This is a genomic window from Streptomyces sp. NPDC014656 (assembly GCF_043084305.1).
Classification (GTDB): Bacteria; Actinomycetota; Actinomycetes; order Streptomycetales; family Streptomycetaceae; genus Streptomyces.
Genome location: NZ_JBIBZN010000027.1, coordinates 21,585 through 37,502, shown reverse-complemented (window position 1 = coordinate 37,502; position 15,918 = coordinate 21,585). Strand labels below are relative to the sequence as shown.

The 15,918-nt window shown below is 70.7% G+C and carries 14 protein-coding genes and 1 pseudogene; 8 read left to right on the top strand and 7 right to left on the bottom strand.

Features of this window, described 5'->3' with window-relative positions; translation table 11 throughout:
* The first annotated feature begins 43 nt into the window (after nucleotides 1-43).
* On the top strand, nucleotides 44-595 hold the full coding sequence (locus ACF1ED_RS36175) for a flavoprotein (RefSeq protein ID WP_391767607.1): 552 nt from the start codon (nucleotides 44-46) through the stop codon (nucleotides 593-595).
* 47 nt (nucleotides 596-642) lie between these two features.
* On the opposite strand, the gene ACF1ED_RS36170 is transcribed toward ACF1ED_RS36175, so the two are convergent.
* From ACF1ED_RS36170 to ACF1ED_RS36150, 5 genes are all read right to left on the bottom strand, one after another.
* The gene (locus tag ACF1ED_RS36170) at nucleotides 643-1,515 is read right to left on the bottom strand and encodes a glycosyltransferase family 2 protein (RefSeq protein ID WP_391767606.1); all 873 of its coding nucleotides are present in this window, start codon (nucleotides 1,513-1,515) and stop codon (nucleotides 643-645) included.
* A 69-nt stretch (nucleotides 1,516-1,584) separates the two neighbouring features.
* A complete protein-coding gene (locus tag ACF1ED_RS36165; protein ID WP_391767605.1) occupies nucleotides 1,585-2,385 on the bottom strand; it encodes a nucleoside phosphorylase in 801 nt (266 codons plus the stop codon).
* Complete coding sequence (locus ACF1ED_RS36160; protein ID WP_391767604.1) at nucleotides 2,382-4,181, bottom strand: B12-binding domain-containing radical SAM protein; 1,800 nt, start codon at nucleotides 4,179-4,181, stop codon at nucleotides 2,382-2,384. The genes ACF1ED_RS36165 and ACF1ED_RS36160 overlap by 4 nt, the downstream gene beginning before the upstream one ends.
* Before the next feature lie 18 nt (nucleotides 4,182-4,199).
* Nucleotides 4,200-5,411 carry a DegT/DnrJ/EryC1/StrS family aminotransferase gene (locus ACF1ED_RS36155; RefSeq protein WP_391767603.1) on the bottom strand — a complete coding sequence of 404 codons (1,212 nt, stop codon included), beginning with the start codon at nucleotides 5,409-5,411 and terminating at the stop codon, nucleotides 4,200-4,202.
* Between the two features lie 2 nt (nucleotides 5,412-5,413).
* On the bottom strand, nucleotides 5,414-5,917 hold the full coding sequence (locus tag ACF1ED_RS36150; RefSeq protein ID WP_391767602.1) for an RpiB/LacA/LacB family sugar-phosphate isomerase: 504 nt from the start codon (nucleotides 5,915-5,917) through the stop codon (nucleotides 5,414-5,416).
* A 215-nt stretch (nucleotides 5,918-6,132) separates the two neighbouring features.
* On the opposite strand from ACF1ED_RS36150, the gene ACF1ED_RS36145 reads away from it, so the two are divergent.
* From ACF1ED_RS36145 to ACF1ED_RS36135, 3 genes and pseudogenes are all read left to right on the top strand, one after another.
* The gene (locus ACF1ED_RS36145) at nucleotides 6,133-7,407 is read left to right on the top strand and encodes a helix-turn-helix domain-containing protein (RefSeq protein WP_391767601.1); all 1,275 of its coding nucleotides are present in this window, start codon (nucleotides 6,133-6,135) and stop codon (nucleotides 7,405-7,407) included.
* A gap of 102 nt (nucleotides 7,408-7,509) precedes the next feature.
* Nucleotides 7,510-7,908 (top strand): hypothetical protein, encoded by a 399-nt coding sequence (locus tag ACF1ED_RS36140; protein ID WP_391767600.1) that lies wholly within the window; start codon nucleotides 7,510-7,512, stop codon nucleotides 7,906-7,908.
* Nucleotides 7,863-8,045 (top strand): annotated as a pseudogene (locus tag ACF1ED_RS36135) (IS5/IS1182 family transposase); the annotation flags it as partial. The gene ACF1ED_RS36140 and the pseudogene ACF1ED_RS36135, both read left to right, overlap by 46 nt.
* A gap of 98 nt (nucleotides 8,046-8,143) precedes the next feature.
* Here ACF1ED_RS36135 and ACF1ED_RS36130 read toward each other — a convergent pair.
* On the bottom strand, nucleotides 8,144-9,130 hold the full coding sequence (locus ACF1ED_RS36130; RefSeq protein ID WP_391767599.1) for a zinc-binding alcohol dehydrogenase family protein: 987 nt from the start codon (nucleotides 9,128-9,130) through the stop codon (nucleotides 8,144-8,146).
* A gap of 246 nt (nucleotides 9,131-9,376) precedes the next feature.
* Entirely contained in the window at nucleotides 9,377-10,804 is a 1,428-nt protein-coding gene (locus ACF1ED_RS36125; RefSeq protein WP_391767616.1) for an aldehyde dehydrogenase family protein, read from the bottom strand.
* Between the two features lie 351 nt (nucleotides 10,805-11,155).
* Here ACF1ED_RS36125 and ACF1ED_RS36120 point away from each other — a divergent pair, with 351 nt between their 5' ends.
* The 4 genes from ACF1ED_RS36120 (at nucleotide 11,156) to ACF1ED_RS36105 (ending at nucleotide 15,905) form a co-directional block, all read left to right on the top strand.
* Entirely contained in the window at nucleotides 11,156-12,877 is a 1,722-nt protein-coding gene (locus ACF1ED_RS36120) for a sugar ABC transporter ATP-binding protein (protein ID WP_391767598.1), read from the top strand.
* On the top strand, nucleotides 12,864-13,928 hold the full coding sequence (locus ACF1ED_RS36115) for an ABC transporter permease (RefSeq protein ID WP_391767597.1): 1,065 nt from the start codon (nucleotides 12,864-12,866) through the stop codon (nucleotides 13,926-13,928). Before ACF1ED_RS36120 ends, ACF1ED_RS36115 begins: the two co-directional genes overlap by 14 nt.
* Nucleotides 13,929-13,985: 57 nt before the next feature.
* Nucleotides 13,986-15,152 (top strand): sugar ABC transporter substrate-binding protein, encoded by a 1,167-nt coding sequence (locus ACF1ED_RS36110; protein WP_391767596.1) that lies wholly within the window; start codon nucleotides 13,986-13,988, stop codon nucleotides 15,150-15,152.
* A gap of 303 nt (nucleotides 15,153-15,455) precedes the next feature.
* Nucleotides 15,456-15,905: a VOC family protein gene (locus ACF1ED_RS36105; RefSeq protein WP_391767595.1), complete on the top strand. Its 450-nt coding sequence runs from the start codon at nucleotides 15,456-15,458 to the stop codon at nucleotides 15,903-15,905.
* The last annotated feature ends 13 nt before the right edge of the window (nucleotides 15,906-15,918 follow it).

Below are 15,918 nucleotides of genomic sequence, written 5' to 3'. Positions count from 1 at the left end.
ACTCCCTTGGATCGGGGGCGATTCCATGTGATCGGATAGATCCATGAGTACACGGACCCTGTACCTGTTCAGCAGCGCGGCGCCCCCCGTCTTCGACATCGCCCGGGTCATCGAGGAGGCGCAGGCCGACGGCTGGGACGTCTGCCTGGGGCTCACCCCGACAGCGGCCCGCTGGCTCCATGAATCCCTCGACGGCCTCGCCGCCCTGACGGGCCGACCCGTCCGCTGGGACTACCGTTCCCCTGGGCAGCCGGACGTCTGGCCCGAGCCGGACGCCATCCTCGTCGCGCCCGCGACTTTCAACACGGTGAACGCCTGGGCGCTCGGCATCACGGACAAGTGGCTCGTCGGCGTCGTCGCCGAGGGCATCGGCAAGGGCATCCCCATGGCGATGATGCCGTGCGTCAACCAGGCGTACGTCGCGCACCCGCAGTTCGAGCGGTCGATCGAAACCCTGCGCAGCGCCGGCGTCCGCGTGGTGTACGGCGAGGGCGGGTTCGTGCCGAACCCGCCGGGGCAGGGCGACCCGGCCACGTACCCGTGGCACGCCGCATTGGAGAGCGTCTCGAACATCTACCGAGGTCCGCAGGAGTAACAGGCACAGTCGCCCTCCCGGCCCGCTCTCTCCATGCCGATGGGAGGTCAGACGATCGGGGGGCGTCCGGCCCTGGTGAGGCGGACGACGGTACGCCAGCTCATCGGGTTGCGTGGTCCATGGCCTCCGCGCAGGCCCTCGCGGAAGCCGGCCGCGGTGGCGCGGAGGGCCGCCCGGTCCCGGAATCGGCACAGGGTGAGCAGGACGAAGGCGGCGAGGTTGAGGGGGATCAGGGGCGCGGGAAGGTTCCTCTTCGCGAGCCAGACGCGGTTGCGGGCGTTGAGCCGGTAGAAGCGGTCGTGGCGGGCGGGGTTGGTCGCGGGATGGTGGACGACGATGTCGGGCAGGTAGCGGCCGGTACCGCCCTGGTCCCACAGCCGCCACGCGAGGTCGATGCCCTCGTGGAACAGGAAGAAGTCGCCGGGCCAGCCGCCGGCGTCGTCGAACGCGCTGCGGCGGATCATGACGACGCCCTCGGCCATCACCGTCACGATGCCGGGCCGGGTCGGGTCTCCGGCGCGCAGGCGGGGGACCCAGCGACGGACGGTGATGCCGGTCTCGGGGTCTGCGATCCGGGGCTGGGCGTAGGCGAGGGCCGGCTCGTCACACAGGGCCGCGGCCAGGCGGGCGAGGGCTCGGGGGTCGGGCAGGACCGCGTCGTTGTCGAAGAAGAACAGCAGCTCCCCGTCGACCGCCCGTGCGCCGACGTTGCGGCCCTCGGGGATGCCGACGTTCTCCGTGAGCGTGACGGTCTTGACGCCGGCCGGGACCTGGTCGGGGGCGCAGCCGTTGCCGACCACGACCACGTCCAGGTCGACGCCCTCCTGCGCGAGGAGGGAGTTCATGGCCTTGGGGAACTCGTCGGGGCGGTCGTTCATCGTCAGAACGACCGCCCCGACGCGGGGTGCGCCAGTGCTCACGAAGATCCGGTCCTTCTCCGCGCCGGGAACCTGCCCGTCGCCGTCTCGTCATCTGGGAGACGGCCCACCTTAGTCGTGCGGCTGCTCGCGTGCGGCAGCGGTCAGGGCGGCGAGCGAGGCCTCGACGGCGGTGTGCAGGGCCGCCTCGGTGCGGGGGTGGTCGCGGCGGGGTCGGCGGTCGGCGAGGCTGTCGGCGACGGCGAGCACCGCGGCGGCGTCGGCGCCGCGGTGCTCAGCGACCGCGAAGACGCCGGCGGCCTCCATGTCCGCGGTCAGGGCGCCGAGGGCGCCGTAGTGGGCCACCTCGGCGGCCGTCTCCCGGTAGACGGCGCTCGTGGTCCAGCCCTTTCCCCGCCGGGGCTCGGCGTCCCGTGCGTGCAGGGCGCCGACCAGATGCCGGGTCAGCCCGGGCGAGGGATCGGCGTACCGGCCGGGCGGCAGGTAGTGGTGGGACAGACCGTCGTCGCGCAGGGCGCGGGTGCACACCACGAGGCTGCCGGGGGTGAGGCTGGTGTGGAGGGAGGCGGCGGTGCCGACGGTGATGACGCGGCGGATGCCGAGGGAGAGGAGCTGTTCGAGGACGAGGGCGGCGGCGGGGGCGCCGGGGCCGAAGCCGCCGCAGACCGCGAGGCGCCGGCCGCGCCGCTCGATCAGGCGCAGGTTGCCGCGGACCCAGTCGGTGCGGCGGCCGCCGTAGTCGGCGACCATGTGGTTCAGGACGCGGTCCTGGTAGACGAGGACGGCGCCGTCGTGATCGGCGAGGGTCGCCTCGGGGACGCGGGTGCGGACGTGACGGGCGTGTTCGGCCGGGTCCGCGACCGCGGGCAAGGCGTGCTTGCCGGGGTGCAGCGGCAGGACGGGATGGATCACGGGCGGGCCTTCCTCTTCGTGAGCGCGTTCGCCAGCTGCTGCTCGGCGGCAGGGTTGACCGAGTCGACGGTGTGCCAGGGCAGCACGGTGTCGTCCATGTGCCGCAGGTGGTGGTCGTAGTCCAGGCCGCGCGCGGCGAGCGCGGCGGCGAACTGGTCGCGGGTGAGGGTGTGCGGGTCGGTGCCGGCGTCGTAGAGGTCTTCCAGGACGTGGCCGATGCGCCGGTCCCCACGCAGGCACACCGCCTCCAGGTGCATGCGCGCCGTGGAGGGGCCTTCGACACGGTAGTGCCGGGCGAAGGCGGCCGGGCCGACGAGGTCGCGCAGGGTGGCGGTGATCTGCCGGACGTACTCCTGGACGGTGTCCGGGTCGGCCATGGCCAGGCGCTGGCCGAGGGTGCCGGGCGTGGGCTGGAACTGGGTGAGCTTGACGATCACGGCCGTGTCGCCGTCGCCGAGCCGCTTGCGGACGTCGCGGGCGTAGTCGGCGATGGCGTGCCGGTCGGCGGGCGTCTCGCCGGGGGCGCCGACGATGAAGTACAGCATCACGGCGCTGACGGTTCCGCTGGTGCGGCAGAGGTCGATCGCCTTGTCGACCCGCTCGCGCTTGAGGGTCTTGCCGTACAGGGCGACCAGATCCGGGGCGGCGAACTCGGGGGCGATGGTGACGATGCCCCGGGGCCGGTCGAGGGCGAGCTCAGTGAACAGGTGCCCGAAGTCGCCGAGTTCGGCGAGGGCCGTCAGGTAGTCGGCAGTGATCTCGTCGGCCCGGACGGATCCGATGATCGTGGAGACCTTCTCGCCCTTGGCAGCGGCCCGGTCGGCGTAGGCCCGGATGTGGTCCAGCAACGCGCGCTTGTGCCGGTACTGGGTGAAGGTGGGGGCGCTGACGATGATCTGGCGGATGCCATGGGCCTCCAGACGGTCGACGTAGCCGATGAGGAGGTCGAGCGGGGCCTGGCGGAACTCGGGAACGCCCAGGGTGCAGAAGTGGCACTCGTGCAGGCAGCCGAGGACCGGGGTGATGACGGCGGCACTCCCGTCGCTGACCGGGGAACAGAAGTGCGCGGCCGGCAGCTCGGCGACGGACAGGTAGGGGGCGTGGACGCGGGCCGGAACGGTTGGCGCCACAGGCCTGACCGCGGTCACACCGCCGCCGGGCGCCGGGTCGTGCTCGTAGGCGGCGGGGACGTACAGGCCGGGGATTCGGGCGAGCTGCTGGTGCAGCGGCACCGGGCCGGGGTCGAGCTGGTACGTGTGCACTACGTGCAGCAGCTCGGGAACGGACTGCTCGGCCTCGCCGAGGGCGATGGCGTCGAGGTAGTCCGCGAGGGGTTCGGGGTTCGTCAGGCCCGGGCCGCCGCCGACGACGAGCGGGTGGCGGCCCGGGACGCGGTCGGCGGTGCGGCGCGGAATCCCGGCGAGGTCCAGGAGCCGCAGCACCTGGTGCAGGCCGCCGGCGTTGGTCACCGAGACGCCCAGGACGTCCGCGTCCGCGACCGGCGCCGGGGACTCAATGCTGCGGTACGTCTCCCCGGCGGGCGGCCGCAGCCGGGCGCCGTCGCGGACGAGACCGTCGTACTCGACGGCCCGCTCGGCGACGGCCGGGATCGCCGGATCGCGGTTGATAAGGTCGTACAGGGCCATCGGGCCGCTGCACATCAGGCTGTAGGCGTGTCCGTACGGCATCGCGAGAACGATCCGCAGTCGGCCGGCCGGGGCCTTCGGCTCGTAGGGGTCGGCGAGGGAGATCTCGCGGCCGCGGATGCGGTCGATCTCCTGCTGGAGAAGGGACATCGGGGTCCTCCCCTTGGGTCAGGTGGTGGGGCGGGTGCGGGCGACGTCGGCGACGGCCCGGCGGATCGCGTCACAGATCTCGGCCTCGTCGGCGTCGCTGATCTGCGGGTGGAGGACCGGGCACAGCAGCCGGGCGGCGAGCCGTTCGGCGCGTCGGACGCGCTGGTCGGCGGTATGGCGGCGGATCAGGGCCTTGCTGTGCGGGGTGATGGGGTCGTTGATGATGCTGCCGACGCCGTACCGAGCGGCGAGCACGTGCATCAGCTCGTCCCGGCCGGCCCCCGCCCACGCGTCGGGGACGAGGAGGTTGTGCCGGTAGTACAAGTGCCGCCCCTCGTGCCAGTTCGGCGGCAGCGTCAGCTCGGCGACATCGGCGAGCGCCCGGGTCCGGGCGTGCGCGCGGGCGATCCGCACCGCGTTCATCTCGTCCAGCCGGGAGAGCTGGACCAGTCCGACCGCGGCTTGCGCCTTCGACAGCATCTGGTTGGTACCCCAGGACTCCCCCAGGCCGCCGTAGCCGCGCAGCAGCCGCAGCCGCTCGTCGAGCGCGGGGTCGCTGGTGGTGACCATCCCGCCCTGCCCGAGCGTCGTCATGAGCTTCTTCGACTCGAAGGAGAAGACCGTCGCCCAGCCCTCGGCACCGACCCGCGCGCCGCTCGGCGTCCGCCCACCGCAGGCGCGGGCGGCGTCCACGATCACCTTCGGCGGCCCGTGCACCGGATGCGGGTGCCGCGCGGCCAGCTCCTCGAACTTCTGGACGTCGGCGATGGCCCCGTTCCAGTGGGTCAGCAGGATCGCCCGGGTACGCGGGGTCAGGCGCCGCTCGGTGTCGACGGGGTCGAGGCCGAGGGTGTCCGGCTCGGACTCGGCGAGCACCAGGCGCCCGCCCTGTCCGATGACCGCGACGTGCGGGCCCACGAAGTTGACCGCGCAGGAGACCACCTCGTCGCCGTCCTCCAGTCCCAGGGCGCGCAAGACCATCTCCAGAGCGGTGCCGCCGGAGTTGAACCCGGCCGCGTGCCCGGCACCGCAGTACGCCGCGAACGCCTCCTCGAACTCGCCCAGGTACGCGGCCTGACGCCAGCCGGTGCGCCAGTCGTCCGACTCCTCGATGACCCGGGCCAGCGCCTGGTGCTCGGCGTCGGTGTACCAGCCGCCCTGCTGCGGCTCGGCCGGCCAGCGCAGGAGCAGCGGGTCGACGTCCGGGACCGTGCTCATGTCCACCGCCATCGTCAGCGCCCCCGCCCGGCCGCCGCACCGCTCGCACGGCGCCGCTCGTAGTCGCCGATCGCGGCGAGCTTCACCGCCGCCGAGGCGCCCGGCACGAAGCGGTGGGCCAGCCACTCGTCGACCAGGCGCCGGGCCAGGGCAAGACCGATGACGCCCTGCCCGAGCGCGAGGACCTGGGCGTCGTTGGACAGGACCGCGGCCCGGACCGACACCACGTCGTGCGCCGTGACGGCCCGGACCCCGGGCACCTTGTTCGCGGCGATGGCCATTCCCAGGCCGGTGTGGCACACCAGCAGCGCCCGGTCCGCACGGCCGGCGGCGACGTGTTCAGCGGCAGCGAGCGCGATCCGGGGGTACGGGGCACGGCTCTGGTCGCCCACGCCGATGTCGCGGACGACCGCGACGCGGGTATCCGCGCGCAGATCATCGGCGAGTGCGTCCTTGTAGGGTCGGCCCGCGTCGTCGGATCCGATGACGAGGCGCAGCCGGTCTGGCTGATGCTCCATGGAACCTCCTCGGGAGGTGCGAGCAGCGGAACGGCCGGGGCGGCCGCCCGTCTGCGAGGCACCACCGTCCCGCCGTACCGATGCCTGCGGGGGCCTGTCGACCTGCCCTCGCACACGGTGTGCGAGACCGGCACATGCCGTGCAACCGCACGCCCCTACCGGCCTGTCCGCACTCCCGCTACCGTCGTGCGCCCGTCGGTGTGCAGGAGGTACCCATGGGCATCCACGAACAGGATTTAGGCGCCCTCATCCGCGGCGCCCGATGCACGCTGCGCCTCACCCAAGGGCAGCTCGGCCAGCGCGTCGGCTACTCCGCCTCCGCGATCTCCCGGATCGAGAGTGGCAAGATGCGGCTCGACCCTGCCGCAGCGCCACGGTTCGCCAAGGCTCTGAACCTGTCCCTTGACCAGCTACGTGGTTCCACCGTGCCCGGACGCCCCCTGATCGCTACGGTGGCAAGCACGTTGACGCCGGACGAGGAGGACACATTGCGCCGCAGAGGAGTACTGGCCGGAGCCCTGGCCACGGGGATGACGGCCGTCGTCGGCGCAGGACCGGCAGCGGCCGCCCCCGCCGACCTCGACGACCTGCTGTTCCGTCTTCCCGACGCTGGCCCCGTGCCGCTGAAGAACCTCGTGTCCGCGGTCGTCGCCGCCCGTCGGCATTACACCGCCGCGCGGTACGCCGAACTCGGCCGGGTCCTGCCCGGACTGCTCGCCACGGCCGAAGCCACGCGGGAGGCGGCGGGAGGCACCGCCCGCCGTCAGGCGGCAGCGCTCCTCGCGCGCGGTTACGTCCTGGCCGCCGAGCTCGCCTTGAAGGAGCACTCGGATGCCGCTTGGGTCGCTGCCGACCGCGCCCTCACCGCCGCGCGCTCCAGCGGCTTGCCCGTCCCTGTCGGCGAAGCCTCCCGCGTCCTCGCCATCACGATGCGCCGCTCCAGCCACTGCACCTCAGCCGTCAGCCTCCTGCACAACCAGGCAGCCGAGCTCGACCCCGCCGACCCCCGTACCGCCGCGGTACGCACGACCCTTCTGCTGACCGCCGCGTACTCGGCCGCAGCGGGAAGCGACCGCACGACTGCGTTGTCCCTCCTCGACGAAGCCGAGGACGAGACCGCACGACGCCCCGAGGCACCACGCGGCCTGTTCACCGTCGAGGCCACCCGCACGCAGGTCGATCTCTACCGCATCAGCGTCCACAACACCCTCGGTACCCCCGACGAGGGCGTCATGGTCGCGGACCGCCTGAACGTCGACCACATCCCGACCGCCGAGCGCCGAGCCAGGGCCTGGACCGACATCGCGCGGATGCACCATGCCCTGGGCCAGGGCACCGAGACCTTCGCCGCCCTGCGCCGCGTCGAGCAGGAAGCCCCCCAGGAAGCACGCCGGCCGGCCCTCCGTGCCCTTACGACGAACCTGCTGTACGGGCCCGCACGCATCCCGGGGCTCCGAGAGTTCGCCGGCCGAACCGGCGCCTTGGTGTGAGCCGCACCGTATGCCTGTGTGCCCCGCCCAGGTTCCATCGCCAGGCGGGTCGCACAACATCCGAGTAGCACCAGCACGGACAAGTCGAAACTCCCCTCCGACGTGGAGGTCGAGCAGGTGGGAGGCGGCTTCTTCGTCGCGGGCTGGCTGCGCGACAGCCGTACGGGCGAGCCCGTCCCCAGCGGACCGAGCGGCAGCTTCATCCACTGCTTCTACGACCATCGGTCCGTGGTCGTCTGCGACACCAAGGAGATCGCACGGGGCATCGAGGCCCAGAGCCGCAAGGTGCTCTGGACCATCTCCGAGGACGACCCCTGGAAGAAGCCCGAGGTCAAGAACGCCTTCCACGGTGCCGTCTACGCCACCGCCGACGCCGAAGGCGTCATCCTCGACGCCCGGACGGGCAAGGATCGCGGCCTCTACGACGGCGCGAGCATGTACGCGATCAACCAGTACGCCGCGGTGGGCATCGACATGAACGTGTACCCCGCGACCGGATGAGCTGGGGCTTCGGTCGATCTGCGGCCGGTGCGCCGATGTGCCCGGCCGCAAACCGGGACCGCTGCAACTACCTGGCATTCCTTGGGCTCGCCGCCGCTCTCTGTTGCTGCAAGCGCCTCGCCCGCCTCACCACATAGGACACGGTCTTAGGTCTTCACTCCGTCACCGGCACCTGTTGAGACAGTCCTCCGGGAACGCCCGACGACGCATGCTGACCGAATGCTGACTGTGCCCGTCAGTGCACTGCCAGGACGATCTTCCCGAGTGCCTGGTGAGAGGCGAGCCTCCGCACTGCCTCGGAGGCGGTGCGGAAGTCGTATTTGCTGTCGATGAGCGGCTGCACCCTCCCGTCGAGGAGAGCGGACGCGAGCGCACTCACCGCCCCGGAGAGGGTGGCACCGAGCATCTCGGGCCGGGAGAATCCGAAAGACACCCCGCGGACACGCAGGTGCCGGTACGACAGAACGTCCAGGTCGATAGTGGTCTCGGCCCGGTCGAGGCGGCCGATGTTGACCACGCTGCCGTCGACACGGGTGGCCGGCAGGCAGTCGGCGAAGGTTCGGCCTCCCACATGGTCCAGGACGAGGTCGACGCCCTCGCCGCAGGTGAGCTCCAGGACGGCCTCCGTGAGGTTCTGCTCCGCCGCGGCCACGACCTCGTCGGCTCCGATCTCCCGGAGCAGGGCGCCCCTGGCGGCCGTACGGGTCGTGGCGACGACCGTCGAAGCACCGAGGGCCTTGGCGGCCTGGACGCCGATCAGGCCGACGCTCGACGTGGCACCGGTGATCAGGACCGACTGCCCCGCCTCGAAGCCGCCGCTCATCAGGGCGCCATGCTCGGTGAGCAGCCCCGTGGGCAGCGCGGCGGCCTCTTCGTACCCGAGACTGCCGGGAACGGGGACGGCATGCCGGTGATCGACCAGGACGTACTGGGCGAAGCTGCCCGGCGTCGTGCCCATCACCCGCGTACCGACCCCGGGGCCGGCCGCCCCCTCCCCCAGGGCCACGACCTCGCCGGCGAACTCGTACCCGGCGAGGTACGGCACGCCCGTGCCGCCGGCCGTCGGGTCGGCGGCGGCCAGGACCGCCGCGTCCGCGTGGTTCAGGGCGGCGGCCCGGGCCCGGACCAACACCTGACCGGGGCCCGGGGTAGGGACGGGCACTTCACGGAGCTCCCATTCGGGGCCGGTACCGCCGTACAAGGCGGTCATGGTCGAGGACATGCGCACTCCTTCGCGTAGCACGGGATCCGGCACCGCGGGCGGTCCCGAGGGGTGGAAGCCGTAGGCCGGTTCACCGACACGGGCGGGCGCGGCCCGACTCGGAGCAACGGTCCGGCCTGTGAGCCCGGGGCGCCGAACGCGGACCGGCACCGGGCACGTGGTCTGCCACAAAGCCATCCTACGAACGCGCAACCGCTCGGCGACGGTCATGGAGCTCCGCGGAGTGTCCGGCCGGTGTTGCTCCGCTCAGCGGTCGAGCAGGGTGACGACCGACTTCGTCTCCAGGTACTCCTCCACCGCCTCGGGTCCGTTCTCGCGGCCCCAGCCGGACTGCTTGTAGCCACCGATGGGCATCTGGACCCCCCCTGCGCGATGCACGTTGACGCCGATCCGACCGGCCCGGAGTCTGCGGGCGATCGTGTGGGCCCGTGCGACGTCCCTGGTCCACACGCTTCCCGCAAGACCGTAGACCGAGTCGTTGGCCCTGGCGACCGCCTCATCGACCTCGGTGAAGGGCATGGCCGCGAGCACCGGTCCGAACACCTCCTCCCGAGCGATAGGCATCGAGGGGTCCACGTCGGCCAGGACGGTGGGTTCGTAGAAGTACCCCCTCTCCCCCACCCGGGACCCCCCGCCCACCAGCCAGGCTCCGTCCTTGACCGCTTCATCCACGTGCCGGCTCACCCGGTCAAGGTGCCTGTGCGAGATCAGCGGTCCGAGGTCCACGTCCGGCTCGGTGCCGTAGCCGATCCGCAGCGACCGACCGTACTCCGCCACTCCCTCGACCACCTCGTCGAAGACATCCCGGTGGGCGAAGAGGCGCGTCCCCGAGGTGCAGATCTGGCCGCTGTTCCAGAAGACGCCCATGGCGACCCCGGGGATGACCTCTGAGAGGTCCGCGTCCGGCAGCACGATCACGGGGGACTTGCCGCCCAGTTCGAGCTGGAGTTTCTTGAGGTTGCCCGCGGCCGCCTCGACGATCAGGCGGCCCACCTGGGTGGAACCGGTGAAGGAGACCTTGTCGACGTCCGGGTGCGCCGCGAGGGCGGCGCCGGCGGCGCTCTTGCCGGTCACCACGTTCACCACGCCCTCGGGGATCCCGGCCTCCAGGAGCAGGCGTCCGATCGCCAGGGTCGTGAGCGGCGCCTCCTCGGAGGGCTTGACCACGCAGGCGCAGCCCGCGGCCAGGGCGGGAGCCAGCTTCTGCGAAGTCGCGATCATCGGCGCGTTCCAGGGGACGATCATGCCGACGACGCCGACGGGTTCTTTGAGGGTGATCCCCTGGAAGCGGCGCTCGGCGGGCCCGATCTCGACACTCCTGCCATGGATCTTGTCGGCCCAACCGGCGAAGTAACGGAACTGGTTCACCGCCTCGCCGAGCATCATCCGCGCCTGAGCCACCGGCATCCCGACGTCCAGACTCTCCAGGCGGCTGAGTTCGTCCACGTGGGCTTCGAGGAGTTCGGACACACGCCATAGGACCACCGCCCGCTGGGCTCCGGAAAGCCGCAGCCACCGCTCGTCCACGAACGCCTGACGCGCGGCCTTCACCGCCCTGTCGACGTCCTCGGGACCACTCTCCGGAACCCGGGCGACCGTCTCGCCCCTGCCGGGGTCCACTACCGCGAAGGTCTGCCCCGACCGCGCCGCGACCCACGCACCGTTCACCCACATGCGCCCCGGCATCACCAACGGGTCGAGCCCTCGCGCCGCTCCTCCGACCGTCACCGACCACACTCCTAGCATAAATATTTTATATACCTTACCCTTCGCTTGCCGAGCCCTCAAGAGCGCTGCGCTACGGCACCCCGCCCGCCACCTTCGGGCGGCGCGGCGAGTGTCCAAGATTTTGGACACTTCTCCACACGCACTTCCGGGGTCGAAAAGTGCCGTGGCATGGTTCCTCAGTCACGAGCCGGCCACCCCGAGCGCCGACGCGCCTGCACACCCCCATAGCGACTGCGGGAAGCCGCCGCATGCCCGACGCGACCGAGAGCGCGGTCGGAAAAGTTACCTCGCCGACTCTTGACTCGCCGCACAGCACACCCGTCTACTACCGTTCAATATATTTTATACGACTCATTTCAGGATGCGTCGTACGGCCCGGAGCGGCCGCCGCCCCAGGAAGCGAAACACCCCATGGGCAGAATGCACATGCAAGAAGCCGAGGCCCAGCCCGGCTCAGGAAAACTCCCCACTCCCGGGACCGCACTTTCCCTGACGAACTTCTCCAAGACGTTTCCAGGTGTCCAAGCCCTTTCCGGGGTGGATCTGGAGGTCCAGGCGGGCTCGGTCCACGCCCTGCTCGGACAGAACGGGTGCGGCAAGTCGACACTGATCAAATGTCTCGCCGGCGTGCACGCCCCTGACCCGGGCGCGACGTCCACCGTGTTCGGAGTACCGCTCACTCCGGGGGATGCGGCGGACGCGCGGAGGAACAGGCTGAGATTCGTCCACCAGGACCTCGGGATCGTCCCCGAGCTCGGCGCGATCGACAACATCGGCCTCGCGGCCGGGTATCGGCGCGGAAGGTCCGGGCTCATCTCCTGGCGGAAGCAGGCACAGCGGTCCCGCGAGCTGCTGGCGCGGTTCGGCTTCACCCTCGACCCCAGGCTGCCGTTGTCGGAGGCCTCACCGCCGGAACGTGCCGTGGTGGCGATCGTACGTGCCCTCGCGGACTGGGACGGCACGAACGGCGTCCTCGTTCTCGACGAACCCACGGCCGCTCTCGCGGCTCACGAAGTCGACCGGCTGTTCGCGCTGATCCGCGAGATCAGCGCCGCGGGCGCCGGAGTCGTCCTCGTCTCCCACCGCCTCGACGAAGTCATGGCCATCGCCGACCACGCCACGGTGCTGCGCGACGGTAGGAAGGTCTGGAACGGCTCCCTCTCCGACGTCACGCTGGAGCGCCTCGTCGACGTCATCGTCGGCGACGAGGAGGTTCCGGCCACGCGGGACACGACGGGTTCCACGGCGCCGTCGGCCCCCACGCGAAGAGCCGGTGAAGAAGGCCTCACACTCGAGGTACGGAACCTCCAGGGGCGCTACCTCCGCGGACTCGACCTGCGCGTCGGCGCAGGCGAGATCGTCGGGGTCGCGGGACTGCTCGGCTCGGGGCGTGAAGAGCTTCCGTACGTCCTCGCCGGCGCCCGGACCGAAGGCGTCACCGGGACCGTCACCGTCCGGGGAACCGACGCCGGGAAGCTGTCGATCCTCCGTGCACGGGAACTCGGCATCGTGTTCGTGCCGGCCGACCGCGCCACCGAGGGCATCGTCGACGGCTTCACCACGACGGAGAACGTCGCGCTCGGCGCCCTCCCGTCGATCCGCTCCCGGGGGGTCGTGACGCCCCTGGCCGAGCGCCGTTTCGCCCACGAGTGGCTGGCGTCCGTGCACGCGAAAGCCGCCTACGCGGCGCGCCCGATCACCACTCTGAGCGGCGGGAACCAGCAGAAGGCCGTACTGGCCCGTTCCCTGTCGGTGGGCCCCCGTGTCCTCGTGGTCTCCGAGCCGACCGCGGGCATCGACATCGGCGCCCGCCGGAAGCTCTACGCCGAGCTCCGCCGCCGGGCGAACGACGGGCTGTCGATCGTCATGGCCTCCTCCGACGTCGAAGACCTCCTGGCCTGCTGCGACCGCGTTCTCGCGCTCCGCGACGGCCGCCTCGCCGGGGAGTTCAGCGGATCCCGGATGACGAAGCCCGCCCTTGTCTACGCAATCGAAGGTGCACACGATGAGCAGAACTGACCACGCGACGGTCGAAGGAACGGATCCGGTTCGCACCCGCGCGTCTTGGCTGCGGCGACTGAGCTTCACCCGTGTCGGAGTCGTCTACGTCTGGCTCGCGCTGGTCGTCCTCTTCTCCTTGTGGGCCCCCGACACCTTTCCCACGACGACCACACTCCGGTCCGTGCTCAACGGGATGGCCGTTCCGGGCCTGATGGCGCTGGCGCTCGTCGTACCGCTCGCCTCCCGCACCTTCGACCTCTCCATCGGCAACGCCATGGGGCTGGCCAACCTGCTCGTCGCCTGGCTGATGGTCTCCTGCGGTTGGGGCATGCTGCCGGCGATCACAGTCACCCTGCTCGCCGGGCTCGCGATGGGGGTCGTGAACGGGCTCGTGGTGGTCGGTGCCCGCATCGACTCCTTCATCGGCACGCTCGCCACGGGGGCCCTGTTCGCCACCGTCGGCTCGATGCTCTCCCAACAGACGATCACCGGCGGTCCGCTCGTCGGCCCCTTCAGCAAGCTGGCGACGACCGGCGTCCTCGGTCTGTACGTCCCGCTCTTCATGATGCTGGCCATGTCCCTGTTCATCTGGTTCTTCCAGACGTACACCGTCACGGGCCGCCGCGTGTACGCGCTCGGCTTCAGCGAGCGCGCGTCGGAACTGGTGGGCATCCGGGTAAGGCGGCTCAGGTTCGCCGGGCTGATCGTGACCGGTGCCACCGTCGGTGTCGCCGGGGTCCTGCTCGCCTCGTCCGTCCAGTCCGGCAGCCCGAACATCGGGCCGCCGTACCTCCTAGACGCGTACGCCGCGGCCTTCCTCGGGGCTACGCAGTTCAGCGGCCGGTTCAACGCCTGGGGAACGGTCGTCGCCGTGCTGCTCATCGCGACCGGCACCAACGGCATCTATCTCATCGGCGGCGAGCCATGGGCCCAGAGCATGTTCAGCGGCGTCGTTCTGCTGCTCGCCCTCGGCATGTCCAACCTCGAGCAGGTCATCCGCGCCCGCTCCTGGATCCGTGCGAAGGCACGTCAGCAGCGAAGTCCCCAGAACGCCGTACCGGCTGCCTAGACGGCTTCCTCCAGTAGTGCGACCACCTGTCCCCCACCCCCAAGGAGCACCGAGCCCATGAAGTCGATCAGAAGCAGCCGGGCGACGCGGCCCATCGTCGCGACGGCGTCCGCTGTCTCCCTCTGCCTCCTCCTGGCGGCCTGCGGCGATAACGGCGGCGCGAGGAACAAGCCTGCCACCCCCGCCGACGTCGAGGGCATCAAGTTCGCGACGTCGCGGGTCCGTGCCTTCGCCGAGCCTCCCACGTCCATCGGCATCACACAGCCCGTCGGCAAGCCGATCCCCGGCGGCAAGCGGATCGTCATGATCGGGGCCGGGCCGGGAGGCATCGGCACGATCATCGCCCACGAGGCCATGTCCGAGGCGGTCAAGGAGCTGGACTGGGAGCTGAAATTCATCCAGCCCAAGGAGCCCACCCCCCAGCTGCTCCAGCAGGCTCTCGACCAGGCGATCCAGCTGGAGCCCGACGCGGTCGTCATCAGCGCGACGGAAACCGCGCCGATCGCCGGCCAGCTCGCGAAGCTGAAGGCCAAGGGCATACCCGTCGTCTCGAACAACGGCCCGGACCCTTCCGGTGGTCCCCTCGTCATCCAGATCGCCGGCCTCGACGCGCTGAACGACCTGGCCGTCGCCATCGCCGACAAAACCCTCGCCGACATGGGCGAACCCGGCATCGTCGGCATCGTCGGCCTCCCGGGGTACCGGATCATCTCCGAGTACACCGAGGCGTACAAGAAGGAGATCGAGACCCGCTGCCCCTCCTGCGAGATCGTCGAGGCGAGCATCCCGGTGTCCTCGCTTGGTACGACCGCGGGCACGGCGATGGCCAACTTCACTCGCGCCTCTCCCGACATGAAGGCCATGTTCGTAAGTTACGACGCGATGGGGATCAATCTGTTCAGTGCCGCGCAGGCCGCCGGAGCCACGCTGCCCAGGACCTACTCCCTGGGGACCGCGCCGGCGAGCATCCCGGCGCTGGCCAACGGCGCGCTGACGGCCTCGGCCCCGCTCGACCAGGGCGAGATGGGATGGCGTGTCGTCGACGCGCTGGCCCGCATCTTCACGGGGCAGCAGGAGAGCGCGCTGAAGCACGACGTGATGTACCCGCGTCCGATGCTCTGGTCGAAGAGCCTGAACAACGTCCCCGAGGCGCCGCAGGGAAACGCGTTCCCGAGCATCGTGAAGAACTACCCCGAGCAGTACAGGAAGCTCTGGGGCAAGTAACCGCCCGGTGCACAGCACCTCCCCGGGCGTCGACACTCACTTGGTGAGGTGGGTGGTGGAGAAGCGCGTATGCCCGGGCCCGGGCGGCCACGTCCACTCCATCAACCCGCCCATCGAACAGCGAGAAGGGGCGGAAAAACCTCCGACCTCCCTGTCCAGAACAACTACATCCCCCTGAGAAGAGCGCTCCGCACAACGGTGTGTCCAATTCTCTGGACACACCGCGATCCATATGAGAACTACCTTCTGACTGACGGAGAATCCCAACCCTTCCGAACTCTTCGAAGGAATCTGGAGACGCAGATGGTGAATGCGCGCGTCGTCAACTTCAAACTCGTGGTGAGCGACCTCGAACGGTCTTTGGCCTTCTACACGGGACTCTTCGGCCTGCGGGAAGCGGTCCGCCTTGAATTCGGCGGTCCCGACGTCGAGGAGATCGTCCTCGAGGACGCGAGCGGGGCCCGGCCCCTCGTCCTCCTGCACGGCGACGTCATGCCCGCTCCCTCCGTGCCCGGGTGGACGCCGATCGTGTTCCAGGTCGATGACGTCCAGGCCGCCGCCGAGGCGGTCCGCCGGGCCGGCTACGAACTGGCCATCGAGCCGATCGACTTCGGCACGGTCAGCATCGTCATGGCCGCCGACCCCGACGGCTACCTCGTCGAGATCGTCGCGGGCGACCTCGACAACCTCCCCTCCACTCCGGCCGGACAGCGGGTGCCGCACCCCGTTCCCCACATCCACGAACGGAAGTAGCCGAACTCGCCCG